This is a genomic window from Pseudomonas sp. ML96 (assembly GCF_000761545.1).
Classification (GTDB): domain Bacteria; phylum Pseudomonadota; class Gammaproteobacteria; order Pseudomonadales; family Pseudomonadaceae; genus Aquipseudomonas.
In genome coordinates this window covers 1-24,813 of the sequence record NZ_JPMY01000024.1, presented here as the reverse complement: position 1 = coordinate 24,813, position 24,813 = coordinate 1, and the positions used below count along the sequence as shown (strand labels likewise).

Genomic DNA, 24,813 nt, shown 5'->3' with positions numbered 1-24,813 from the left:
CCTCAACCAGGAAGGCGTGGAGAACCTGCAGGCGACCCTGCGCGCCTGTGGCGATCTGGAACGGCAGGCCGCTCGTCTGCAGCAGCTGGTCGGCAGTTTCCGCATCTGAGTAAGCCTGGCGCAGCCGGTCCGACACCCGGCCGGCCGCGTCGGGACTCGCTTGCAGCGTTTTGGCTACCTTCTAGCAGGGCGTTGCAGTGTGCCGCCGAGCACCAGGCGCGCAGAGAGTGTTTGACATAACGGACTTGCTGTTTGACATAATTGACATCCAATTCCAAAGTCCGGCCCGCCGCAGGTGTGCGCCGGACAACAATCAGCGTTAGCGGGGACAAGATGATCGAGGTAACCGAGGTTTCCATTGCCGAACTGCGCGCCGCGCTCGAATCCGGTCGCACCACGGCGGTAGAGCTGGTCAAGGCCTACCTGGCGAGGATCAATGCCTACGACGGCCCGAGCACGTCCACCAAGCTCAACGCTGTGGTGGTACGCAATCCCGAGGCGCTGGCCGAGGCCGAAGCCTCCGATGCCCGCCGCGCCCGTGGCGAGACCCTCGGCCCGCTGGACGGCATTCCCTACACCGCCAAGGACAGCTACCTGGTCAAGGGTCTCACCGCCGCCTCCGGCAGCCCGGCCTTCAAGGACCTGGTCGCCCAGCGCGACGCCTTCACCATCGAGCGCCTGCGCGCCGGTGGCGCCATCTGCCTGGGCAAGACCAACATGCCGCCCATGGCCAACGGTGGCATGCAGCGCGGCGTCTATGGCCGTGCCGAGAGCCCCTACAACGCTGACTACCTGACCGCGCCGTTCGCCTCCGGCTCGTCCAACGGCGCCGGCACTGCCACCGCCGCCAGCTTCTCCGCCTTCGGCCTGGCCGAGGAGACCTGGTCCAGCGGTCGTGGCCCGGCCTCGAACAACGGCCTGTGCGCCTACACCCCGTCGCGCGGGGTGATCTCGGTGCGCGGCAACTGGCCATTGACCCCGACCATGGACGTGGTGGTGCCCTATGCACGGACCATGGCCGACCTGCTGGAAGTGCTGGAAGTGGTGGTCGCCGAGGACCCGGACAAGCGTGGCGACCTGTGGCGCCTGCAGCCCTGGGTACCGATTCCGGCGGTCGCCGAGGTGCGCCCGGCCAGCTACTTGGCCCTGGCCAGCGGTACTGCTGCGCTCAAGGGCAAGCGCCTGGGCGTGCCGCGCATGTTCATCAACAAGGATGAGGCGGCCGGCACCAGCGAGAAGCCCGGTATCGGCGGCCCGACCGGCCAGCGCATCAATACCCGTGCCTCGGTGATCGACCTCTGGGAAGCCTCGCGCAAGGCCCTGGAAGCGGCCGGCGCCGAAGTGGTCGAAGTCGAGTTCCCACTGGTGTCCAACTGCGAGGGCGACCGTCCCGGCGCCTCCACCGTGTTCAACCGTGGCATCGTCAGCCCGGAATTCCTGCATGACGAGCTTTGGGAACTGTCCGGCTGGGCCTTCGACGACTTCCTCCGTGCCAACGGTGATCCCCAGCTGAACCAGCTGGCCGATGTCGACGGCCCGCAGATCTTCCCCCACGACCCGGGCACCTTGCCGAACCGCGAGGACGACCTGGCCGCGGGCATGGACGAGTACGTCAACATGGCCAAGCGCGGCATCAAGTCCTGGGACCAGATCGCCACCGTGCCCGATGGCCTGCGCGGCCTGGAGAAGACCCGCAAGCTCGACCTCGAAGACTGGATGGACCAGCAGGGCCTCGACGCCGTGCTGTTCCCCACCGTCGCCGACGTGGGCCCGGCCGATGCCGACGTGAATCCGCAGTCCGCCGATATCGCCTGGAGCAACGGCATCTGGGTGGCCAACGGCAACCTCGCCATCCGCCACCTGGGCGTGCCCACCGTCACCGTGCCGATGGGCGTGATGGCCGACATCGGCATGCCGGTGGGCCTGACCTTCGCCGGTCGTGCCTACGACGACGCCCAGCTGCTGAGCCTGGCCGCAGGCTACGAAGCCACCGGCAACAAGCGCCTGGTACCACCGCGCACGCCGCCGCTCAAGCGTGGCTGAGGCGGACTGCGTGCCCCTCAGGCGAGGGCGCCGCTGACGCATGGATAGCCTGCTGCTGATCGTGGTGCTGGGCGCCGTGCTGGCGAGCTTCGTCCAGGGCCTGTCCGGCTCCAACTTCGGCCTGGTGGCCATGGCCGTCTGGGCCTGGGCGCTGGAGCCGACGCTGACCGGGCCACTGGTGGTCTGCGGCTCGCTGACCGGGCAGCTGCTGGCCGCCGGCGCGCTGCGGCGCATCTTCACCGCGCGCCATCTGCTGCCGATGGTCGCCGGCGGTTTGCTCGGCGCGCCGCTCGGCGTGCTGTTGCTGCATCAGGTCGACCCAACCCTGTTCCGCCTCGGCGTGGGCGTGCTGCTGGCCATCTGGTGCCCGCTCATGCTGCTGTCCACCGAGCTGCCGCGCATCCGCGGCGGTGGTCATGCTGCCGATGTGGGTGTCGGCGTGCTGGGCGGCATCATGGGTGGTCTCGGCGGGCTGACCGGTCCGGCGCCGGCGTTGTGGGCCACGCTCAAGGGCTGGGAGCGCGACACCCAGCGTGCGGTGATCCAGGGCTTCAACCTAGCCATGCACGCGCTGGTGATGGTCGCCTACCTGTTGTCCGGCACCGTTACCCAGGAGGCGCTCGGCCTGTTCCCGGCGGTGATCGCCGCGACCCTGATTCCCACCCTGATCGGCGTGCGCCTGTACCACCGCATCAGCGACCAGATGTTCCGCCGCGTCGTGCTCGGCCTGCTGGCGATTTCCGGGGTGATCCTGGTCGCCCTGTCCCTGCCGCAACTGCTGTAGCCGGCGCTACTGCTGGGTTGCAGGTACCTGCGACCACCTGCCACTGCGACGGATATGCAGCGCTGCTCTAGGCTCTGTGCACCTGGCCGCCGATGGTCGGCGCCACAGAATGCTCCTGGAGGTTCGATGACTCGCTCAAGCATCGAGGCGCAGCGCCTGCTGCAGGCGCGCATGGACGCTTTCACGGCTCTCAAGCGGTTCTTGCAGGACCACGGCCCGATCGACAGCGTGGCCAAGCAGGCCGAGCTGGATCGCCTGCGCCGCCGGGCAGAGGTCGCCGTGCAGGCCTTCGAAGAGTCGGCGGCCTAAGTCTCAGCGCCCATCCGCCACGTCCGCTGCATTGCCCAGATAGGCGCGGCGGATGCGCTGTACCTCGCCACTCTCCATCATCCTGCGCAGCGTCGCGTTTACCGCCGGCAAGCGCTCGGCATGGCGCAGCTGTAGCTTGATCACCAGCGGCGCCTCGCTGAGCTGTGCGCTGCGGGTGAAGCCTGTGGGTGCGATCTGGCGCGCGGCCAGCAGGTTGACGAACACGTCGTCGACCATGGCGATCGCGTCCACCCGCTCCCGCAGCAGCAGATCGAGCAGCACCGCGTCGTCCGAGGTTTCCACTTCCTTCAGGCGGCCGCCGGCCATGGCCTGGTCGAGCAGCGGGTAGCTGTAGCCGCGCACGGTGCCGATGCGCAGGCCGTCCAATTGCTCCAGCAGCTGCAGGCGGGCAGGGTGGTCGGCGCGGAAGTAGAGGTACTCGCGCACCGTCAGGTAGGGCTGCGAGTAGACGAAGCGCTGGTCCGCCTGCGGGCCATTCCACAGCGGCGAGTCGGCGTAGTTGAGATCGAGGCTGCCATTGTCCAGCAGCAGGTTGAGGCGGCGGGTGGGGTAGAACAGGAACTGCAGCTGCAGATCGTTCTGCGTGGCTACCTGGCTGGCGATGTCGACGGCAATGCCGCGGGCGTTGCCCTGCGCATCCTCGTAGCTGAAGGGCGGCCAGAGCGTGCCGCCGCCGCGCAGTAACAGAGCGCAGCCATACAGCCAGCTGCGATGTGTCTTGACCATCTCGATCTTCCTGAACAGCGGTCTCCAGTCTGGCGCATCGGTATGGCAACGCGATGACCATCGGACATGGCCTGCACGCTAGCACGGCTGCGCTTGGAAATACGGGATCGATGTGGCCGAAAGGGCGAGCCCAGCAGGCTGTTGGCAGCCTGGAAAGGGCCTTTCTAGAGAGGTATGGCGTTACGCGGCCTGGCCTTTGTCCTTGCCCGCGCGGATGTCGAAGGCGCCACCGGTGAAGGCGCCGTCCACCGTCACCTTGCCCTTGCCGGGTAGCAGCGGGAACACCAGTTCGGCGAAGCGGTAGGCCTCTTCCAAGTGCGGGTAGCCGGACAGCACGAAGCTGTCGACGCCCAGCTCGGCGTACTCTAGCAGGCGCGCGGCCACGGTCTCGGGATCACCGACCAGCGCGGTACCAGCACCGCCACGCACCAGGCCGACGCCGGCCCACAGGTTGGGCGCGACTTCCAGCTTGTTGCGGTCGCCGCCGTGCAGCTCGGCCATGCGCCGCTGGCCGACCGAATCCATCTTGGCGTAGTTGGCCTGGGCGGCGGCGATGGTGGCGTCGTCGAGGTGGCTGATCAGCTCATCGGCAGCGGCCCAGGCGGCCTCGTTGGTCTCGCGCACGATCACGTGCAGGCGCACGCCGAAGCGCACCGTGCGGCCGTGTTTGGCAGCGCGCTCGCGCACGTCGGCGATCTTCTCGGCGACCGCGGCCGGCGGCTCGCCCCAGGTCAGATAGGCGTCCACATGCTTGGCTGCCAGCTCGTGGGCAGCCGGCGAGGAACCGCCGAAGTACAGGGGCGGGTAGGGCTGCTGCAGCGGGGTGAAGAAGTTCTGCGCGCCCTCGACTTTGAGGTGTTTGCCTTCGAAGTCGACGGTCTCGCCCTGCAGCAGGCGCCGCCAGATGGTGAGGAACTCGTCGGAGGCCTCGTAGCGCTCGTCATGTTTGAGGAACACGCCATCGGCGGCCAGTTCGGTGGCATCACCGCCGGGCACCACGTTGAGCAGCAGGCGGCCATTGCTGGCCTGGTCCAGGCTGGCAGCCTGGCGCGCCGAAGCGGTGGGGTTGCCCAGCGAGGTGCGCAGGGCCACCAGCAGTTTGATGCGCTGGGTTACCGGCACCAGGCTGGCGGCGGTCACCCAGGGGTCCAGGCAGCTGGCGCCGGTGGGAATCAGCAGGCCGTCGTAGCCGAGCTGGTCGGCGGCCACGGCGATCTGCCGCATGTAGGCGTTGGTCGCTGGCCGGCCGCTGGCCGAGTGGCCCAGGTAGCGGGTGTCGCCGGAGGTCGGCAGGAACCAGAAGATATCCAGACTCATTGTGTTGTCCTCGTTGCCATCGTCGATAGAAGGGGCGAAGTGCCCTATGGGTGCACGCGTGGCATTGCTTGTTGTCAGTCGGCGCCGCCGTTCAGGCCGCCGCCGTTACGCTTTGTTGTTGGTCCAGGTTGGTGAGCAGCTCGATCATCGCCCTGGCCGCCGGCGACAGGCGGAAGCCGGTGCGGGTGACGATGCCGCAGCGCGCGCTGAGGCTGTCCACGTTGGTGGGCAGGTTGCGCAGGTACAGCTGCACCAGTTCGCCGCGCGCCAGTGGCTCGCTCAGGGCCTCGTGGGTGGCCACGCCGACGGCGTCGCTGCGGCGTACCAGTTCCTCCAGCAGGGGGAAGTGCTCGCATTCCAGCTGCGGGTCGAAGCTGGTCTTGCCGCTCAGGTTGGCGAGCATCTTGCGCACGCCCATGGGGATGCGCGTGGCAGCCAGCGGGTAGTCGAACAGGTCGTTGGTCGACAGGCTTTCCTTGGCCAGCAGCGGGTGTCCGGGGCGGCAGAAGAACAGGCCGGGGCGCGGGCGCAGCGCCTGGGTCTGCACGCTGGGGTCGGACTCGAAGTGGCGGATGTCGGCGATGAAGAACTCGATCTCGTCGCGGCTCAGGCTGCGGCTCAGGTTCTCCCAGTTGTTCACCTCGAAGCGCGCGCGGATGCGCGGGTAGCGCTGCATGAACTGCAGCAGCGCCTCGGGCACCAGGCGCGCGGCCAACGCCGGACCGCAGCCGAAGCGCAACTCGCCGGCGTCCAGCTTGGTCATCTGGTTGATCTCGTGGCTCAGGTTGCTGGCGCCACGCACCAGGGCCAGGGCGTGCTGCAGCACCACCTGGCCTTCCGGCGTGGGGCGCAGGTCCTTGCTCGCACGATCCACCAGTACGCAGCCCAGCTCGTGCTCCAGGCCCTGGATGCTGCGGCTGAAAGCTGGCTGGGTGATGCCCATGGCATCGGCCGCGCGGACGAAACTGCGGTGCTCGTGAAGGGCGAGGAAGTAGCGGAGTTGGCGCAGATCCATGATGCGTTCCCGGCATTGAAAATATAGGCAGAAGGCATTTGTGCCTTCCGTGGTGCAGGTTTTAAATGCAGGCTCTTATTCCGTCAATCTAAGTAAATTCATAAAACTAGATCTAAATGGAATATAGATATGGCCGAGCAACCTGGGGGGAGAACCATGCAGATGCCTATTTCGTCGTGGTCCGCGCTGCGCTGTCGCTGACCCGCTCCTGAGCCGCCACTAGCGCGGACTCACCTTTCACCACCGTTTCAGTTCATCGCGCCAGCTGCGCGATGCGGCCCTTTGCTGCCCGGATTTGGCGGCGGGCCACAGCCCAAGGAAAACACCGATGAGTCATGTTCGAACGTCGCAAGCCCGAACGCCGCAAGCCGTCGCACGCCCGTTGTCGCTGCAGCGCCTGGCTACTCCCGAATACGCCCTGACCCTGCTGCTCGCTCTGGGCAGCCTGGCCGCGCCCGGTCAGAGCCATGCCGAGGAGGCCGCCGCCACGCCGGAGGCCGAGGAGCAGGCGCTGAGCACCGTCACCGTGACCGCCGCGCGCCGCCGCGAGGAAAACGTGCAGGACGTGCCGACCCCGATCACCACCTTGAGCGGCGCCACCCTGGAGCAGCAGAAGGTGTACAAGGTGCAGGACCTGCAGCAGGTCCTGCCCAGCGTCAACGTCGCCTATATCCATGCGCGCCAGTCCAGCGTGGCGGTGCGCGGCATCGGCAACAACCCGGCCAGCGACGGCCTGGAAGGCAGCGCCGGGATCTACCTGGACAACATCTACCTCGGCCGCCCCGGCATGGCCGTATTCGATCTGCTCGACGTCGAGCAGCTGGAGTTGCTGCGCGGCCCGCAGGGCACCCTGTTCGGCAAGAACACCACGGCCGGGGTGATCAACATCAGCACCCGCAAGCCGACCTTCACTCCCGAGCGCCACGTCGAGATCACCGGCGGCGAGCGCGGTCTGTTCCAGGGCAAGGGCACCGTCTCCGGGCCGCTGACCGAGACCCTGGCCGGGCGCCTGTCGGCCTACCGCACCCGTGACGACGGCTATATCGACAACCAGCACGACAGCCGCACCTTCGTCGGCGGCGAGCGCGAGGGCGCCCGTGGCCAGCTGCTGTTCGAGCCCAACGACGACTTCAGCCTGCGCTGGATCACCGACTACAACCAGGAGAAATCCAGCAACGGCGTGTGGGCCCTGTACGGCGTGAGCGACCGCTTCCGCGAGCGCGCCGCGCTGATCGGCGCCAACCCGCAGTACGACCCGAAGAAGCGCGAAGTGAACATCGACGGTGTGCAGTCGGTTAGCGTGTGGCAGGGCGGCAGCTCGCTGGAGGCCAACTGGAACCTCGATAGCGGCTACACCTTCACCTCCATCAGCGGCTACCGCTACTGGCACTTCATCCCGCGCAACGACGCCGACCTCACCGATGTCGAGGCCTTCACCCACAGCGGCGTGGAAGTGCACGACCGGCAGTTCTCTCAGGAATTCCGCCTGGCGTCGCCCACTGGCGGCAGCTTCGACTACGTGCTCGGCGCCTACCTGTTCAACCAGAACCTGGGCAACAAGACCGTGCAGGACTTCGGCCCCTACGCCGACCTGTTCCTGACCGGTGCCAACACCGGCATCTTCAACAACGTGCGCACCCAGACCAACGGCAAGATCGAGACCGACAGCTTCGCCCTGTTCGCCCAAGGCAACTGGCACCTGACCGACAAGCTCGACTTCACCGCCGGCATCCGCGGCACCTACGAGGAAAAGACCGCGCGCCTGCATCGCTTCGCTCCCGAAGGCGGCGCGGACCTGTCAGGTATTCCGCCGCTCAACGCGGCGCGCGAGCGCCAGATGGGTGCCCTCGATACCGGCGACTTCGGCCTGCACAACGCCTCGCCGTCCGGCCTGCTCAGCTTGAGCTACCGCTTCACCGACGACCTGCTCGGCTACGCCACGCTGTCCCACGGTGAGAAGTCCGGCGGGGTGAACCTGACTGCGCCGGTGTTTGGCTACGGTTCCGACTCGCTGGTGGTCGGCCCGGAGCGCGCCAACGACGCCGAGCTGGGCTTCAAGAGCACGCTCAACGACGGCCGCCTGCTGTTCAACGCCAACGTGTTCTGGACCGGCATCCACGGTTACCAGGCCACCACCCTGACCACCAACGCCAGCTCGCCGACCCCGGTGTCGGTGCTGGCCAACGCCGGCAGCGTGCGTTCGCGCGGCGTGGAGTTCGAGGCCACCTACCTGCCGATCCGCGGCCTGACCCTGAACTTCAACGGTTCCTACAACGACGTCACCTACCTGAGCTTCAAGGACGCGCCGTGCCCGGGCGAGGTCAGCACGGTCAACCCGACTGCCAAGTGCGACCTGACCGGCGAGCGTGTGGTCGGCGCCTCGAAATGGATCGGCAACGTCAACGGCGAGTACGCCTGGCAGCTCGATGGCGGCCTGCGTCCGTACGTCAACGCCGGCTACTCCTACCGCTCCGAGGCCGAGGGCACGCTGGACAACTCCGAGCTTTCGAAGATCGACGGCTACGGCCTGCTCAACCTGGCTGCCGGTGTGCGCGCCGACCTGGGCGAGGGTGAGCTGGATACCTCGGTGTGGATCCGCAACGCCACCGATGAGGACTACTACCTGACCGCCTTCGCCATGACCAACGGCGCTTACACCGCCTCCGTGGGCCAGCCGCGCACCGCCGGCGTGACCCTGCGTTACGACTTCTGACCGGCTGCCGCACAGCCAAACCTCAAGGAGAGACACCATGAGCAATGCCGCAATCGCCGTACCAACCTCCACACAAACCGCAGTACAACTCGACATCCACCCGGTCGCCGGCCGTATCGGCGCCGAGATACGCAACATCAACCTGTCCGCCGAGCTGGATGCCGCCACCATCGAGGCCATCCAGGCCGCGCTGGTGGAGCACAAGGTGCTGTTCTTCCGCGCCCAGAACCATCTCGACGACCAGGCCCAGGAGGCCTTCGCCAAGCTGCTCGGCGAGCCGATCGCGCACCCCACCGTGCCGGTGCGCGAAGGTACCCACTATCTGCTCGAACTGGACGGCGCCCAGGGCCAGCGCGCCAATTCCTGGCACACCGACGTGACCTTCGTCGACGCCTATCCCAAGGCTTCGATCCTGCGCTCGGTGGTGGCCGCCAAGTCCGGTGGCGACACCGTCTGGGCCAACACCGAGGCCGCCTACCAGGACCTCTCGCCGGAGCTGCGCGAGCTGGCCGACAAGCTCTGGGCCGTGCACAGCAACGAGTACGACTACGCCGGCGTGCGTCCCAACGTCGAGCTGGCCAAGCTGGAGGAATACCGCAAGGTGTTCGCCTCCACCGTCTACGAGACCGAGCACCCGCTGGTGCGCGTACACCCGGTGAGCGGCAAGCGCAGCCTGCTGCTCGGCCACTTCGTCAAACGCATCAAGGGCCTGTCGCGCGATGACTCGCAGCGCCTGTTCGACATCTTCCAGGGCCATGTCACTCGCCTGGAGAACACTGTGCGCTGGCGCTGGACCGAGGGCGACGTGGCCATCTGGGACAACCGCGCGACCCAGCACTACGCCGTCGACGACTACGGCCAGCAGGACCGCATCGTGCGCCGCGTGACCCTGGCCGGCGATGTGCCGGTAAGCATCGATGGCCGCCGCAGCCAGACCACCCGCAAAGGTTGAGGAAAATCCCATGAGCAGCAACGTGACCGCTCTGCGCCAACCCGTCGACGGCCTGCATATCCAGCCGCTGGCCGCGCCGCTGGGCGCCGAGATCCACAACCTGGATGCACGTGTCGACCCGACGCCGGAGCAGATCCTCGCCCTCAAGCAGGCCCTGCGTGACCACCACATCCTGATCTTCAAGAAGCAGCAGCTGGATGACGCGCAGTTCCTGCGCTTCACCTCCTGGTTCGGCTCGGTGTTCCAGCCGCACCCGGACTTCGCCGTGCTGTCCTCCGGGGCCGATGGCAAGGCGCCGGATATCGTCAAGGTGGCCAACACCGGCGACGGCGAACTGGGCAACTTCGCCCTGCCGGCGCACACCGACCACCAGTGGACGCCGACGCCGTCGGCCGGCTCGCTGCTCTACGCCCTGGAAGTGCCGGAGCAGGGCGGCGAGACCAGCTGGACCAACCTGGCCCTGGCCTATAGCGCGCTGGATGAGGACACCCGTCGCGAGATCGATGGCCTCAGGCTGATCAACTACAACCCCTTCGTGCGCATCAAGAACGGCGGCTACGGCGGTGGCGGATTCGTCACCTACCGCACCCCGGACATCGAGCCGATCCAGGGCACCGAGCACCCGCTGGTGCGCGTGCATCCGGAGAGCGGCAAGCGCCTGCTGTTCCTCAGCGTGCACACCGAGGTGGAGATTCCCGGCTACGACCCGGAGAAAGGCGCCGCGCTGATCGGCCGCTTGCGCGAGCACCTGCAGGACCCACGCTTCTACTACACCCACAAGTGGGAAGTGGGCGACATCGTGTACTGGGACAACCAGGCCACCCTGCATGCGCGCAACGCCTTCCCGGCCACCCAGCGCCGCCGCCTGAAACGCATCAGCCTGGCCGGCAGCCGGCCGTTCTAAACCGCCACGAATCCCCGGTCGCCACGAGGTGGCCGGGGAGGAGGGCGGCACGCCATTCGAGAGAGCACATCCATGAGTACCCTGTACATTTCCCCCGGCGCCTGCTCGCTGGCCTCGCACATCGCCGTGCACGAGCTGGGTCTGCCGATCCAGGTAGAGAAGGTGGCCCTGCGCACGCCGGATTCGCCGATCCACGCCATCAACCCGCTGGGCCGCGTGCCGGCCCTGCAACTGGACGACGGCACGCTGATCACCGAGAACAGCGCGATCCTGCCGTACCTGGCCGACCAGGTGCCCGGCACGCCGCTGTTCGCTCCGGCCGGCAGTGCCGAACGTGCGCAGATCCAGAGCTGGCTCGGCTACCTGGCGGCGGAAGTGCACACCGCCTCGTTCCGCCCGCTCAACCGCCCCGAGCGCTACTCGGCGGACGAGGCCGCGCACCCGGGCATCCGCGCCCAGGCCGTGCAGCAGCTGTACAAGGCCTTCGAGCACATCGACACGCACCTGCAGAATCGCCAGTGGCTGGTCGGCGAGCGCTTCACCCTGGCCGACGCCTACCTCGGCGTGTTCGCCAGCTGGCTGCTGCGTATCGGCAAGCCGTTCGACCAGCTCACCGGCGTGGCCCGTGTACGCGAGCAATGGGCCGCGCGCCCGGGCGTGCAGCAGGCGCTGCGTGCCGAAGGCCTGCTCTGAGGCTCGCCGTGGCCGAAGTTCACACCATCGCCACCTGGGCCCAGGCCGTGAGCCGGGCCCTGGACGCCGAAGGCTTCGCCAGCGCCGAGCTGCTGCGCGAAGCCGGCATCGACCCTGCCTGGCTGGCCGATGGCGAGCGGCGCATTCCGGTGGTGCTGATGAGCCGCCTGTGGCGCGCCGCACGCCGTGTCAGCGGCGACGACTGCTTCGGCCTGCGCGTGGCGCGGCACTGCTTTCCTACCGATTTCCACGGTCTGCTTTTCGCCATCCAGAGCAGCGTGACCATCGCCGAGGCCTTGGAGCGCGTGGTGCGCTATTCGGCGGTGGTGACCACCTCGGCCAACCTCGAACTGATCGAGCAGGGCAGCCGCTACCGGCTGTTCTACCGGCCCATGCCCGGCGTGCACGCCGAGCAGATTGCCACCGAGGCGCTGATCGCCTGCGCCGTGCGCCTGACCCGGCAGAGCTGGGCGGAGATGGAGTTCATCACCGCGGTGGAACTGGCCCGCGCGCGCCCGGCCGATGTGCTCCCCTGGGAGAACCTGCTCGGTTGCCCGGTACGTTTCGATGCGCCGTGCAACGCCATCGAATATGCCGCCCAGCCTCTGGCCCAGGTACTGCGCACTGGCAATCGCGAGGTCGCCAGCGGCCTCGACCGGGTGATGAACGCCTACCTGCAGCGCTTGTCGCCGCCGGACCTGGCCGGCCGCGTGCGCGACGCCATCGTGCGCCAGCTGCCGCTCGGCGAAGTGCAGCAGGGCGCTGTGGCCGAGGCCCTGGGCATGAGCGTGCGCAACCTGCACCGTCACCTGCAGAAGCAGGACACCAGCTTCAAGGAACTACTCGACGACAGCCGCCGGCGCCTGGCCTTCGACTACCTGCGCGAGGCCGAATGCTCGGTCAACGAGGTATGCTATCGCCTCGGTTTCAACGAACCGAGCAGCTTCAACCGCGCCTTCCGCCGCTGGACCGGGGAAACTCCCGGACAATGGCGGCGGCATGCCCTGCAGCCGGCCACGCGCCTGCCCGGGGTGCGCCGCGAGCAACTGCGCGCGGCACTGGAACTGGCCGTCTAGCACGGCATTTGTCCGCGGCGGACTATGGCTTGTCCGCCGAGGCCCATCCTCGCCCCCTGGCGCTCCCTAGCATCGGTATCAAGGCGAACCCGCGATTCGCCATCCCTCTGCCCGTGCTTTAGGAGTACCCATGCACCCCATCGCCCATGGCCCGGCTGTCGCCGGCGCAGTGTTGAAACCCCTGAGCCTGGCCCTGCTGCTGGCGCTGCCGCAGTTGCTGCAGGCCGCCGAGAGCGAGGCGCCGCAGGTCGCCGCCGAAAGCGTCGAGGCCGACGTGCCGACCCTCGACAAGATCACCGTCACCGCGCGCCGCCGCGCCGAAGATGCGCAGACAGTACCGACGCCGATCACCGCGCTGAGCGGCGCCGACCTGGAGAGCCAGAAGGTCTACCGCATCCAGGATCTGCAGCAGGCGCTGCCCAGCGTCAACGTCGCCTACGTGCACGCTCGCGTTTCCAGCCTGGCGGTGCGCGGCATCGGCAACAACCCGGCCAGCGACGGCCTGGAAGGCAGCGCCGGGGTTTACCTGGACAACGTCTACCTGGGCCGCCCGGGCATGGCCGCCTTCGACCTGCTCGACATCGAGCAGCTGGAACTACTGCGCGGCCCGCAGGGCACCCTGTTCGGCAAGAACACCACCGCCGGCGTGCTGAACATCAGCACGCGCAAGCCGACCTTCACTCCCGAGCGCACGCTGGAAGTCTCCGGTGGCGAGCGCGGCTACTTCCAGGGCAAGGGCTCGGTCTCCGGCGGCCTGACCGACACCCTGGCCGGGCGTTTCGGCTTCTACCGCACTCGCGAGGACGGCTACCTGGACAACGACCATGACGGCCGCACCCTGCTAGGCGGCGAGCGCGAAGGCCTGCGTGGCCAGCTGCTGTTCCAGCCCAACGACGACTTCAGCCTGCGCTGGATCAGCGACTACAACGAGGAAAACTCCAGCTCCGGCAGCTCGGTGATCTACGGCGCCGCGCAGAAGTTCTGGGACCGCGCGACCCTGGTCGGCGCCTCGCCGCAGATCGGCCGCAGCAATATCGACGCGCGGCAGAACGTCAGCGTGCACCAGAACGGCCATTCGCTGGAGGCCAACTGGAACCTGGATGGTGGCTACACCCTGACCTCGATCAGCGCCTACCGCTACTGGCACTTCAACCCGGCCAACGACGCCGACCAGCTCGACGTGGCGGTGATCAACGATTACGGCTACGAGGTGCACGACCGCCAGTTCTCCCAGGAGGTGCGCCTGGCCTCGCCGAGCAGCGACAGCTTCGACTACGTGCTCGGCGCCTACGCCTTCAAGCAGGACCTGGGCAACCGCATCTTCACCGACCTCGGCCCGCTGGCCGACCTCAACCTGGTCGGCTTCAACACCGATGCGCTGAACAACGTCAGCACCAAGACCAACGGCAAGGTCGATACCAACAGCTTCGCCCTGTTCGCCCAGGGCACCTGGCACCTCACCGACAAGCTCGACTTCACCGCCGGCGTGCGCGGCACCTATGAGGAGAAGCAGGCGCGGGTCAAACGCTTCGCCCCCACTGGCGGCGCGGCGGTTGGCGGCCTGGGTGCGATCATCCGCGAGAGCCAGGTCGGCGCCTACGATTCCGGCGACCTCAGCCTGTACAACGCAGCACCCTCGATGCTGCTGAGCCTGAGCTACCAGTTCAACCCGGACCTGCTCGGCTACGCCTCGCTGTCCCACGGCGAGAAGTCCGGCGGGGTCAACCTGGCCGTGGGTTCCGCCCCGGCGGCCGGCGCCGACTCGCTGCTGGTCGGCCCGGAGCGCGCCAACGACGCCGAACTGGGCCTGAAGAGCGCCTGGCTGGACAACCGCCTGCAGGTCAACGGCAACATCTTCTGGACCGGCATCCACGGCTACCAGGCCACCACCTGGTACCAGCCGCCGGGCTCGGTCACCGGCTACCAGGTGTTGTCCAACGCCGGCAAGCTGCGCTCGCGTGGCGTCGAGTTCGAGGCCACCGCACTGCCGCTGCGCGGCCTGACCCTGCGCTTCAACGGCTCGTACAACGACGTCACCTACCTGCGCTTCGAAGATGCGCCGTGCCCGGCGGAAATCGCCACGCTGCCGGGTGCGCCGGCCACCTGCGACCTGTCCGGCGAACGCGTGGCGGGCGCCTCCAAGTGGATTGGCAACTTCAGCGGCGAATACGCCTGGCAGCTGGAAAACCGCCTGCAGCCCTATGTTGCCGGCAGCTACTCGTACCGCTCCGAGGCCGAAGGCACGCTGGACAACTCCGAGCTGTCGAAGATCGACGGCTACGGTCTGGTCAACCTCGCCGCCGGCCTGCGTACCGACCTCGGCGACGGCCAGCTGGACGCCTCGCTGTGGCTGAAGAACGCCGGCGACAAGGAGTACTACCTGGCTGTCGGTTCCGCCGGCAATGGCCTGTACACCGGCTCGCTGGGCCAGCCGCGCACCGCTGGCGTGAGCCTGCGCTACGACTTCTGAGGTGGAGCATGAGTGAGAGAAAGATTCGCCTCGGCGCTTTCCTGATGAGCAGCGGCCACCACCTGGCCGCCTGGCGCCACCCACGCGCCTGGGCCGGTGGCGGGCTGGACTTCGCCCACTTCAAGCGGGTGGCGCAGACTGCCGAGCGCGGCAAGTTCGACGCCATCTTCTTCGCCGACAACCTAGCGCTGATGGGCCCGCCCGAGCTGGCCAGCCTGACCACCGGTGGCGACGTGTTCGACCCGCTGATCCTGCTCGCCGGCCTGGCCGCGGTGACCGAGCGCATCGGCCTGATCAGCACGGTGTCGACCACCTTCAACGAGCCGTATGGCCTGGCACGCCGTTTCGCCTCGCTAGACCACCTGTCCGGCGGGCGCAGCGGCTGGAACCTGGTGACCTCGGCCACCGACCTGGAGGCGCAGAACTTCGGCCTCGAGCGCATCGATCAGCACGCCGATCGCTACGCCCGCGCCGAGGAGTTCATCGATATCGCCACCGGCCTGTGGGACAGCTTCGACGACGATGCCTTCGTCCGTGACCAGGCCAGCGGGCAGTTCTTCGACCCGGCCAAGGTGCACGTGCTCGACCACCGTGGCGCGCATTACCCACGGGTGCGCGGGCCGCTGAACATCCCGCGCGCGCCGCAGGGCTACCCGGTGCTGGTACAGGCCGGCTCGTCCGAGCCGGGCAAGGAGCTGGCTGCGCGCACCGCCGAAGTGGTGTTCACCGCGCAGCAGACCCTGGCTGGCGCTCAGGACTTCTACGCCGACCTCAAGGGCCGGCTGGGCAAGTACGGGCGCACGGCGGACGAGCTGAAGATCATGCCCGGCATTTCGCCGGTGCTCGGCGCGACGCAGAGCGAGGCGGAGGACAAGTTCGCCGAGCTGCAGGAACTGATCGACCCGCGCGTCGGCCTCGGCCTGCTGGCCGGCATGGCCGGTGGTTTCGACCTGTCGCAGTACCCGCTGGACGGGCCGCTGCCGGAGCTGCCGGAAAGCAACGCGATGAAGAGCCGCCAGGCGCTGTTCATCGAGCTAGCGCGGCGCGAAAACCTGACCATCCGCCAGCTATACCTGAAGATCGCCGGCGCGCGTGGGCACAACACGGTGGTCGGCACGCCGCTGCAGGTCGCCGATGTGCTGGAGGAGTGGTTCACCCAGGGCGCGGCGGACGGCTTCAACGTCATGCCACCGTTCCTGCCGGAAGGCCTCGACCAGTTCGTCGATCAGGTGGTGCCGGAGCTGCAGCGCCGCGGACTGTTCCGCCACGAGTACGAGGGCCAGACCCTGCGCGACAACCTCGGCCTGGTGCGGCCAGCCAGTCGCTACGCCGCAGGTGCCAGGGCTCGGCAGTCGGCCTAGCTGGACAGCAACCCGAAGCGAAACTGCGGGTTGTCTGTTTGTGGAGGAGGGCGGCGCGGCTTGAGGTACCATGCCGCGCCGAAATCCCTGCCCAACCTGCTGGCCGCCTATGTCCACCAACGTGCTGTACACCGACCTGTCCGCCTACTACGACCTGATGTGCGCCGACATCGACTACCAGGCGCAGAGCCACAGCGTGCACCGCCTGCACCAGCTGTTCGGCACGCAGGGGCGCAACCATCTGGACCTGGCCTGCGGCACCGGCCCGCATGTGCGGCACTTCCTCGACTTCGGCTACCGCAGCGCCGGCCTGGACATCAACCAGCCGATGCTGGATATCGCCCAACAGCGCTGTCCCGAGGCGCACTTCAGTCGGCAGGACATGGCCGACTTTCAGGTGGATGAGCCGCAAGATCTGATCACCTGCTTCCTCTACTCGATCCACTACAACGCCGGGCTGGCCAAGCTGCGCCAGTGCCTGGCCAGCGTGCATGCCGCGCTCGCCGAGGGCGGGGTGTTCTGCTTCAACGCGGTGGACAAGCACAAGATCGACAACCGCTCCTTCGTCCGTCACAGCGTGGTGCACGAGGGCAGCCTGTTCGCCTTCGGCTCCGGCTGGTACTACGGCGGCGAGGGCGAGCGCCAGGCACTGCGCCTGAGCATCGAGAAGACCACGGCCGGGGTGACCCAGGCCTGGCAGGACGAACACCCGATGGTCGCCCTGAGCTTCGCCGAGCTGCAGCAGCTGCTAGAGGTGCATTTCGAGGTGCAGGTGTTCGAGCACGACTACCAGCGCATCGAGCCCTGGGACGGGGCTTCAGGCAATGCGTTGTTTGTCTGTGTGAAACGCTAGATTCCTAGTGCTTCTGCAGCTTGCGCTGCTGCTTGACCCGGTACATCTCGCGGTCGGCCAGCTTGATCGCCTCTTCGGTGGTCATGTTGTCCGGGATCACCGCCACCACGCCGACACTGGCGCCGGTGTAGTACAGCGCTTCGAGGCCATTGCCCAGCTCGTAGCGGCCGATGGTCGCGTTGGTCAGGCGTTCCTGCAGATGCTGCGCGGCTTCGCGCATGTCGATGGTCAGATCGGTGTGATCGGCCGGCGTGCCGAGGGCGATCACCACGAATTCATCGCCACCGGTACGGCCGAAGATGTCGCTGGCGCGCATACCGTGCTGCAGCTGGGCGGCGACGCCGCAGAGGAACTGGTCGCCGGCCAGGTGGCCATGGGTATCGTTGATCTGCTTGAAACCATCCAGGTCGATCACCGCCGCCAGGATGTAGCGGCTCTCGCGCTGGGCCAGGGCGAACAGGTGGGCGAAGTCGCTGAGCACCGCACGGCGGTTGGGTAGCCCGGTCAGGGCGTCGGTCAGGGCCAGCTTGGCCAGCTCGCTATTGGCCACCTGCAGGCGCCCAACCAGGCGCTCACGCTCGAGGGAATAGCTCAGCAGCCCGGACAACAGCATCAGCAGCGGCTCCACATCTGCCGCGCGTGCTACCTGGGCGGAGCTGGCGGCGCAGACGGTGCCCAGCACCTGGCCGTCCTGGGCGCGGATCGGGGCACTCACATAAGTGCGGATGCCCAGGGCCGCAGCGGCCTCGGAATCGCCCCAGCATTCGGCGACGTTGTCCGAGTACATGCGGTTCTCGTCCAGGGCGCGCTTGCACAGGGTATCGGCCCAGGGCACCACCAGCCCTTCGGGAATCTCCATGCTGCCGACGTTGCGGGCGAACTCGACGCGCTGTACGCCCTCGTCGGTGTTGATGGTGGTCAGGTAGGTCGACTCCATGCCGGTGACCTGGCCGAGCAGCGTCAGCAAGGGCCGCGTCAGCTCCTCCAGGTTGCGGGCTTTGGGGACGGTTTCCGAGAGAAGCGAAAGTATCTGATCCATGGGCGCACTTCGTTAGCGAACGGATATGCGGATTTTTAGCCAATTCAGCGACGGCTGAACAGCTCTGGAGTGCCCGATGGTGACCCAGAGCCGATTACAGGATGTTGATAGTCGTAGCAGCGCCCATCGAGGGCGCCTGGCACGCCGGTTAGACGGCCGCCAGGCGCCGGTCGCGCCGACTCAGTGCTGCTCGAAACGCTCGCGCGCCGTGCGCAGGCGTGGCAGCGGCCAGGCCACCAGCGCGGCCACGGCCAGCAGGGCGGCGCCGAACAGCGGCAGCTGCGGCAGGCCGTAGTTGGCGCTCAGCCACAGGCCACCGAGGAAGGCGCCGCTGGCGTTGCCCAGGTTGAACGCCGCGTGGCTGAGGGTGGCGGCCAGGCTGGCCGACTCGCCGGCCTGTTCCACCAGCAGCAGCTGCAGCGGCGAGGACACGGCGAAGCTGGCCACGCCCCAGGCGAACAGCAGTGCCAGGGTCAGTAGCTGCGAGGTGCCGAAGGCGTAGTAGATCAGCATGCACGCCAGGCCGCTGCACAGGGCCAGCGGGATGGCGTGGCGCACGCCACGGTCGGCCAGGCGCCCGCCGAGCAGGTTGCCGAGGGTCAGGCCGAGGCCGAACAGCAGCAGCGCGCCGTTGCTCTGCGATGGACTGAAACCGCTGATATCGCGCAGCAGCGGGGCGACGTAGGTGAACACGCTGAACAGCGCCACCGAGGTCAGGCTGCACACCGCCAGCGCATGCAGCACCGGCTTGCGCAGGATGCCTGACCAGGCGCCCTGGGCGCCGTGCATCGGCGGCGCCACCTTGGGCAGCCACAGGGCCTGGGCCAGCAGGGCGAGCAGGCCGATCACCGCGACCACGGCGAAGGTCACCCGCCAACTGGTGGCCTGGCCCAGCCAGGCACCGAGTGGCACGCCGAGCACGTTGGCGATGGTCAGGCCGCTGAGCACCAGAGCCATGGCCGAGGCGCGGCGATGCACGGGCGCCAGTTCCGCCGCCAGCAGGGTGGCACAGCCGAAGAAGCCGGCGTGGCTGAAGGCGGTGAGCATGCGCATCGCCAGCAGCCAGTGGTAATCCGGGGCCAGGGCGCAGCCGAGGTTGCCCAGCGCGTAGGTGCCCATCAGCCAGAACAGCGCCTGCTTGCGTGGCAGGCGGCCGAGCAGCGGGCCGAGCAGCGGTGCACCGATCACCACGCCCATGGCATAGGCGCTGACCAGCAGGCCGGCATCGGACAGGCTGACGCCCAGGTCGGCGGCCACTTCGGGCAGCAGGCCCATGATGATGAATTCGCTGCTGCCGACGACGAAGCCGCCGAGGGCGAGGGCCAGCAGGGGCAGGGAGAGCAGGGTACTGGGGTGCATGGGCTATCCGGAAAACGACGCCATCGCACCAAGGAACGGGTCCTCGCGCGGGGCTGGGTATAGGGCAGGAAGGCGGCGATTATGCCTTATCAGCCTCTTAAATGGACATGTTCAGGCGCTTTCCCTGACCACCAACTGGCACTGCAGCAGGTTCAGGCGCGCCGGTTCGCCGTCCGCCTCCACCGCGCCGAGGCTCTGCAACACGCGCAGCGCGGCGATCTCGCCGATCTCCTGAGCCGGCGGGCGTACGGTGGTCAGGCTGGGCAGCAGCATCTCGGCGAAGGGGTAGTCACCGAAGCCGATCACCGCGCAGTCCTGAGGAATCTTCAGGCCGGCGCGCTGGCCGGCGAGCAGGGCGCCGGCGGCCAGGTTGTCGTTGGCGAAGACGATGGCGTCCGGGCGCGGGCTGCGCTTCATCAACGTGTCCATCGCCTGTTTGCCTGCCTCGAACGGCTTGGCGTCGGCCGTGGGCACGAACACCCAGGGCTCCAGCCCGGCCTCGCTCAGGGTGGCGGCGTAGCCATCACGGCGCTCCAGGGCGCTGAAGTCGCCGGCAGCGCTGTTCTGCACGAAGGCGATGCGCTGGTAACCCTGCTGCAGCAGATGGCGGGTGGCGGTCACGCCCACTTCGTAATGCAGGAAGCCAACCTGCAGCGGTGCGCGCTCGGGGCAGTAGTCCCAGATCTCCACCACCGGGATGTCGGCGTCGGCCAGCATTTTTTCGGTGCCGGCGCTGTGGAAGTGGCTGGTGACCACCAGCGCCGCGGGCGACCAGCCGAGGAAGGCACGCACGGCGCTTTCTTCCTGCTCCTCGGAGAAGTAGCTGGAGGCCAGCAGCAGCTGGTAGCCGTGCTTGGCCAGGGTGTCGCTGAAGCCTTGGATGGTGGCGGCGAAGATCGGTCCGGAGATGTTCGGGATGACCATGCCGACGATGCGCCCGCGTGCCGAGGCCAGGCCGCCGGCCACCAGATTGGGCACGTAGCCGAGCTCGGTCACCGCCGCCTGGATGCGCTCGCGCAGCTCGCCGGATACCTGTTCCGGCTGGTTGAAGAAACGCGACACGCTGATCGCTGAAACGCCGGCATGGCTGGCCACCTGGTTGAGGGTGACGCGTCCTGCACCACGGCGTTTGCGCGGGGATCCCTTGTTGCTGCTCACGGCGACCACGAGTCCATTTCAGCTACGAAAGCGGATCACCATACTGTATTTGTTAGCGCTAACAAACACTTGCGTGGCGGACTCAGTAAATTTCATTTATGGAATATAAAAGTAATTTTTAATTATTTGACGATCTATTAGGTTCGCTTTGATACTGGCGATGTTAGCGCTAACAAGCGCTCATGCGCCGACCTTCACTGCCACTCGCACGAGCGAGACCAGACCGGTTACGGCGACCGAGAAAGGCCCCATAGCGGGCTCCGTCTGGTTCAACAGGGCAGAGAAGTAGATGCATATTCAGAATTCCCAGGTTTCCCCATTCCGCCTGCGTCGCACGCCGCTGGCCAGTGCCGTGTTGCTGGCCGTGCTCGGCCAGCCGGCGTTCGCCGCCGAGGCTCCCGCCACCGAGCAGGCCACCACCCTCGGTACCGTGACGGTCACCGCCACCCGCCGCGAAGCCTCGTTGCAGGAAGTGCCGGTGGCGGTGTCGGTGATCGACGGCGAGCAACTCGAGCGCGGCAACCGCAACAACGTCGCCGCCATCGTCCAAGAAGTACCGACGCTGAACTACCGCGCCGGCGCCTCGAACAAGGACACCTCGCTGTTCATCCGCGGCGTGGGCACCATCTCCACCTCGCCGGGCGTCGAACCGACCGTGGCCACCGTGGTCGACGGCGTGGTGTTCGGCCGCCCCGGCCAGTCCACCCTGGACCTGCTCGACCTGCAGCGCATCGAAGTGCTGCGCGGCCCGCAGGGCACCCTGTTCGGCAAGAACGCCTCGGCCGGCGTGCTCAACGTGGTCAGCAAGGATGCGCCGGAAGAGACCAGCGGCTACGTCGACTACTCGCACTTCGGCGGCGGCAACGAGAACCGCCTGCGCTTCGGCATCGGCGGGCGCCTGACCGACACCCTCAAGGGCTCGCTGAGCACCCTGTGGGGCGACTACGACGGCAACGTCGAGAACGTCTACAACGGCCACGACGTCAACGGCTACGAGCGCAAGGGCGTGCGCGGAAAGCTGGAGTTCGAGCCGAACGAGGACTTCAAATTCACCCTGATCGGCGACTACATGGACGGTGAGGACACCCTGCCCAGCGGGGTGATCAGCTCCAGCGGCGCGGCCTTCGCCAACGTGCTACGCCCGGTTTCGGTGAGCGACCACAACCGCAAGATCAACAGCGACTACAAGACTCACGTCGAGGACACCAACACCGGCCTGTCCGGCCAGGCCGACTGGCAGCTGGGCGACTTCACCCTGACCTCGATCACCGCCTGGCGTGGCTGGGACAATACCCAGTACCAGGACGGCGACCGCAGCGCCCAGCTGCCACTGACCGCTTCCCACGACAAGGGTGAGGTGGACTACGACCAGTACTCGCAGGAGTTTCGCCTGACCTCGCCCAAGGGTGAATTCAACGAGTACGTGCTCGGCGCCTACTACTTCCACGGCAAGTCCGACGAGATCTACCAGCGCTGGTCGACCAACGCCGGCGTGCTCAACCACGGCCGCGCCGACTACAGCGTGACCAACGACAGCGTGGCGCTGTTCGGCGAGAACACCTTCAACTTCACCGACGACTTACGCGCGCTGCTCGGCCTGCGCTGGACCCACGACGACCTGGAATACGACCACCGTCGCGTGTCTACTTCGGCCACCGCGGTCACCGGCATCCAGCCGTCGACCAGCAGCGAAGGCTCGGTGGATGAAGACGGCTTCAGCGGTCGCACCGGCCTGCAGTACGACTTCACCGACAACCTCACCGGCTACGTAACCTACTCGCGCGGCTACAAGGGCCCGGCCTACAACACCTTCTTCAACATGCAGCCGCGCGACACCGAGGCGCTCAAGCCGGAGACCTCCGACTCCTACGAGGTGGGCCTCAAGAGCACGGCGTGGAACAACCGCCTGACCGCCAACCTGGCCGTGTTCCACACCGACTACGACGACTACCAGGCCAACTTCTTCGACACCGTGGCCAACCAGGTGGTGACCCGCCTGATCAACGCCGGCAGCGTGAAGACCCAGGGCGTCGAGCTGGATGCCAGCCTGCAGGCCACCAGCCAGCTCAAGTTCTCGGCGTCGCTGGCCTACACCAAGGCGCGCGTCGATCACTTCAACTGCCCGACCGGCGCGGCCGCGACCTGCGATATCGACGGCGGCCGCCTGCCGTTCACCCCGGACTGGAAGAGCTACGTGCGTGCCGACTACAGCATCCCGCTGGACAACGGCCTGGATGTGGAGCTGAGCACCGATTACAGCTGGCAGGACGAGGTGCAGTTCAGCCTCGACCAGAACCCGGACACGGTGCAGGGCGCCTACGGCATCTGGAACGCCAGCATCGCCCTGGCCGACTACAACGACGGCTGGCGCGTGGCCCTGCTCGGCAAGAACCTCGCCGACAAGTCCTACTCCCAGGCCCTGGCCAGTGGTGGCAGCTACATCTACCGCGCGGTGCCACGTGACGACCAGCGCTACTTCGGCGTGCAGCTGCGCAAGGACTTCTGATCGAGGCCTTGCGTGCCCATCCACCCGCGCCGCCGCAGAGCGGCCGGGTGGCCTGCAAAGCCAATGTAAGGAACCCATTCGATGAGCGATTCTCCCCGTCAACTCAGCCTCGGCGCCTTCCTCATGGCCGGCGGCCACCACATCGCCGCCTGGCGCCACCCGGACGTGGTGGCCAACCCGCTGGACTTCGGCCAGTACCGCCGTGCCGCGCAAATCGCCGAGGCGGCCAAGTTCGATGCGCTGTTCGTTGCCGATAGCGTGGCCGCGTCCACCGATGCCATCGCCAGCCACACCTCGCGCTCGGTGTACTTCGAGCCGTTGACCCTGCTCTCGGCACTGTCCGCCATCACCGAGCGCATCGGCCTGGTGAGCACGGTGACCACCAGCTACAACGAGCCCTACCACGTGGCGCGCAAGTTCGCCTCGCTGGACCACCTCTCCGGTGGCCGCGCCGGCTGGAACCTGGTGACCTCGGACGCCGCCGCCGAGGCCTTCAACTTCGGCCGCGACGCGCACATCCCGCATGCCGAGCGCTACTCGCGGGCCCGCGAATTCCACCAGGTGGTGCGCGGCCTGTGGGACAGCTGGGCGGACGATGCCTTCGTCCACGACCAGGCCAGCGGCCAGTTCTACGACCCGGCCAAGCTGCAGGTGTTGAATCACCACGGCGAGCACTTCCGCGTACAGGGCCCGCTCAACGTCGCCCGCTCACCCCAGGGCCGGCCGGTGGTGGTGCAGGCCGGTTCCTCGGAAACCGGCCGCGAGTTGGCTGCCGAAACCGCCGAGGTGGTGTTCACCGCGCAGACTTCGCTGGCCAAGGCCCAGGCCTTCTACGCCGACCTCAAGGGCCGCCTGGCCAAGTATGGGCGCGGCGAGGACGAGCTGAAGATCATGCCCGGCGTGTTCATCGTGGTCGGCGCCAGCGAGGCCGAGGCCCGCGAAAAGTTCGAGCAGTTCCAGGAGCTGGTCGAGCCGGAAGTGGGGGTGGCCCTGCTTGGGCGCATGCTCGGCAACTTCGACCTGTCCGGCTACCCGCTGGACGGCCCGCTGCCGGAACTGCCGCTGACCGAGAACGGCCAGCAGAGCCGGCAGAAACTGCTCACCGAACTGGCCGGCAGCGAGCAACTGACCCTGGCCCAACTCGGCCGGCGTATCGCCGGCGGGCGTGGCCACCACAGCCTGATCGGCACGCCGACGCAGATCGCCGACGAGCTGCAGGCCTGGTTCGAGGGCCGCGGCGCCGACGGCTTCAACGTGCTGGTGCCGCACCTGCCGCTGGGCCTGGAAGACGTCGCCACCCAGGTGGTGCCCGAGCTGCAACGGCGTGGCCTGTTCCGCACCGAGTACCGTGGCCGCACCCTGCGCGAGCACCTCGGCCTGCCGTATCCGCGCAATCCCTTCTTCACCTGACGCCGAACTCCTCCCTCTCCCTCCGGGAGAGGGCCGGGGTGAGGGGGCCATGGGCAGCTCGGAGCTGCCTGGAAACCCCCCCCCCCCCCCCCCCCCCCCCCCCC

20 protein-coding genes are annotated in these 24,813 nt (G+C 67.5%); 14 read left to right on the top strand and 6 right to left on the bottom strand.

The annotated features are described in order from the left end of the window. The 4 genes from IP89_RS23735 to IP89_RS14195 form a co-directional block, all read left to right on the top strand. Nucleotides 1-109 (top strand): hypothetical protein (locus tag IP89_RS23735; protein WP_256203149.1); only part of this gene is annotated, 109 nt, incomplete at its 5' end. Nucleotides 110-333: 224 nt separating this feature from the next. Further along, complete coding sequence (locus IP89_RS14205) at nucleotides 334-2,043, top strand: amidase (RefSeq protein ID WP_043310228.1); 1,710 nt, start codon at nucleotides 334-336, stop codon at nucleotides 2,041-2,043. 40 nt (nucleotides 2,044-2,083) lie between these two features. Continuing rightward, entirely contained in the window at nucleotides 2,084-2,827 is a 744-nt protein-coding gene (locus IP89_RS14200) for a sulfite exporter TauE/SafE family protein (RefSeq protein WP_043310227.1), read from the top strand. Nucleotides 2,828-2,953: 126 nt separating this feature from the next. Beyond that, a complete protein-coding gene (locus tag IP89_RS14195; RefSeq protein WP_043310226.1) occupies nucleotides 2,954-3,136 on the top strand; it encodes a hypothetical protein in 183 nt (60 codons plus the stop codon). A gap of 3 nt (nucleotides 3,137-3,139) precedes the next feature. Here the strand turns inward: IP89_RS14195 and IP89_RS14190 are convergent, their stop codons facing one another. From IP89_RS14190 to IP89_RS14180, 3 genes are all read right to left on the bottom strand, one after another. Continuing rightward, on the bottom strand, nucleotides 3,140-3,883 hold the full coding sequence (locus IP89_RS14190; RefSeq protein WP_043310225.1) for an ABC transporter substrate-binding protein: 744 nt from the start codon (nucleotides 3,881-3,883) through the stop codon (nucleotides 3,140-3,142). Nucleotides 3,884-4,063: 180 nt separating this feature from the next. Beyond that, nucleotides 4,064-5,200 carry an FMNH2-dependent alkanesulfonate monooxygenase gene (ssuD, locus tag IP89_RS14185; RefSeq protein ID WP_043310223.1) on the bottom strand — a complete coding sequence of 379 codons (1,137 nt, stop codon included), beginning with the start codon at nucleotides 5,198-5,200 and terminating at the stop codon, nucleotides 4,064-4,066. A 91-nt stretch (nucleotides 5,201-5,291) separates the two neighbouring features. Beyond that, complete coding sequence (locus IP89_RS14180) at nucleotides 5,292-6,215, bottom strand: LysR family transcriptional regulator (RefSeq protein WP_043310221.1); 924 nt, start codon at nucleotides 6,213-6,215, stop codon at nucleotides 5,292-5,294. A 328-nt stretch (nucleotides 6,216-6,543) separates the two neighbouring features. On the opposite strand from IP89_RS14180, the gene IP89_RS14175 reads away from it, so the two are divergent. From IP89_RS14175 to IP89_RS14140, 8 genes are all read left to right on the top strand, one after another. Beyond that, on the top strand, nucleotides 6,544-8,928 hold the full coding sequence (locus tag IP89_RS14175) for a TonB-dependent receptor (protein WP_081963255.1): 2,385 nt from the start codon (nucleotides 6,544-6,546) through the stop codon (nucleotides 8,926-8,928). Between the two features lie 37 nt (nucleotides 8,929-8,965). Continuing rightward, nucleotides 8,966-9,880 (top strand): TauD/TfdA family dioxygenase, encoded by a 915-nt coding sequence (locus IP89_RS14170; RefSeq protein WP_043310219.1) that lies wholly within the window; start codon nucleotides 8,966-8,968, stop codon nucleotides 9,878-9,880. 10 nt (nucleotides 9,881-9,890) lie between these two features. Continuing rightward, nucleotides 9,891-10,784, top strand: coding sequence for a TauD/TfdA family dioxygenase (locus IP89_RS14165; RefSeq protein ID WP_043310218.1), 894 nt, complete (start codon nucleotides 9,891-9,893; stop codon nucleotides 10,782-10,784). A 72-nt stretch (nucleotides 10,785-10,856) separates the two neighbouring features. Beyond that, a complete protein-coding gene (locus IP89_RS14160; RefSeq protein ID WP_043310217.1) occupies nucleotides 10,857-11,477 on the top strand; it encodes a glutathione S-transferase N-terminal domain-containing protein in 621 nt (206 codons plus the stop codon). Nucleotides 11,478-11,485: 8 nt separating this feature from the next. Continuing rightward, nucleotides 11,486-12,553 (top strand): AraC family transcriptional regulator, encoded by a 1,068-nt coding sequence (locus IP89_RS14155; protein ID WP_052081083.1) that lies wholly within the window; start codon nucleotides 11,486-11,488, stop codon nucleotides 12,551-12,553. 130 nt (nucleotides 12,554-12,683) lie between these two features. Further along, complete coding sequence (locus IP89_RS14150) at nucleotides 12,684-15,023, top strand: TonB-dependent receptor (RefSeq protein WP_052081082.1); 2,340 nt, start codon at nucleotides 12,684-12,686, stop codon at nucleotides 15,021-15,023. Nucleotides 15,024-15,031: 8 nt separating this feature from the next. Continuing rightward, nucleotides 15,032-16,384, top strand: a complete 1,353-nt coding sequence (locus IP89_RS14145; RefSeq protein WP_043310216.1) for an LLM class flavin-dependent oxidoreductase — start codon at nucleotides 15,032-15,034, stop codon at nucleotides 16,382-16,384. Between the two features lie 109 nt (nucleotides 16,385-16,493). Further along, complete coding sequence (locus tag IP89_RS14140) at nucleotides 16,494-17,237, top strand: class I SAM-dependent methyltransferase (protein WP_043310215.1); 744 nt, start codon at nucleotides 16,494-16,496, stop codon at nucleotides 17,235-17,237. Between the two features lie 4 nt (nucleotides 17,238-17,241). Here the strand turns inward: IP89_RS14140 and IP89_RS14135 are convergent, their stop codons facing one another. The 3 genes from IP89_RS14135 to IP89_RS14125 form a co-directional block, all read right to left on the bottom strand. Next, nucleotides 17,242-18,276: a sensor domain-containing diguanylate cyclase gene (locus IP89_RS14135; RefSeq protein ID WP_043310214.1), complete on the bottom strand. Its 1,035-nt coding sequence runs from the start codon at nucleotides 18,274-18,276 to the stop codon at nucleotides 17,242-17,244. 180 nt (nucleotides 18,277-18,456) lie between these two features. Then, nucleotides 18,457-19,635 (bottom strand): MFS transporter, encoded by a 1,179-nt coding sequence (locus tag IP89_RS14130; protein ID WP_043310213.1) that lies wholly within the window; start codon nucleotides 19,633-19,635, stop codon nucleotides 18,457-18,459. 111 nt (nucleotides 19,636-19,746) lie between these two features. After that, nucleotides 19,747-20,793 (bottom strand): LacI family DNA-binding transcriptional regulator, encoded by a 1,047-nt coding sequence (locus tag IP89_RS14125; RefSeq protein WP_043310230.1) that lies wholly within the window; start codon nucleotides 20,791-20,793, stop codon nucleotides 19,747-19,749. 289 nt (nucleotides 20,794-21,082) lie between these two features. On the opposite strand from IP89_RS14125, the gene IP89_RS14120 reads away from it, so the two are divergent. Both IP89_RS14120 and IP89_RS14115 read left to right on the top strand, forming a co-directional pair. After that, nucleotides 21,083-23,299, top strand: coding sequence for a TonB-dependent receptor (locus IP89_RS14120; RefSeq protein ID WP_081963254.1), 2,217 nt, complete (start codon nucleotides 21,083-21,085; stop codon nucleotides 23,297-23,299). An 81-nt stretch (nucleotides 23,300-23,380) separates the two neighbouring features. Further along, nucleotides 23,381-24,709: an LLM class flavin-dependent oxidoreductase gene (locus IP89_RS14115; protein ID WP_043310212.1), complete on the top strand. Its 1,329-nt coding sequence runs from the start codon at nucleotides 23,381-23,383 to the stop codon at nucleotides 24,707-24,709. The last annotated feature ends 104 nt before the right edge of the window (nucleotides 24,710-24,813 follow it).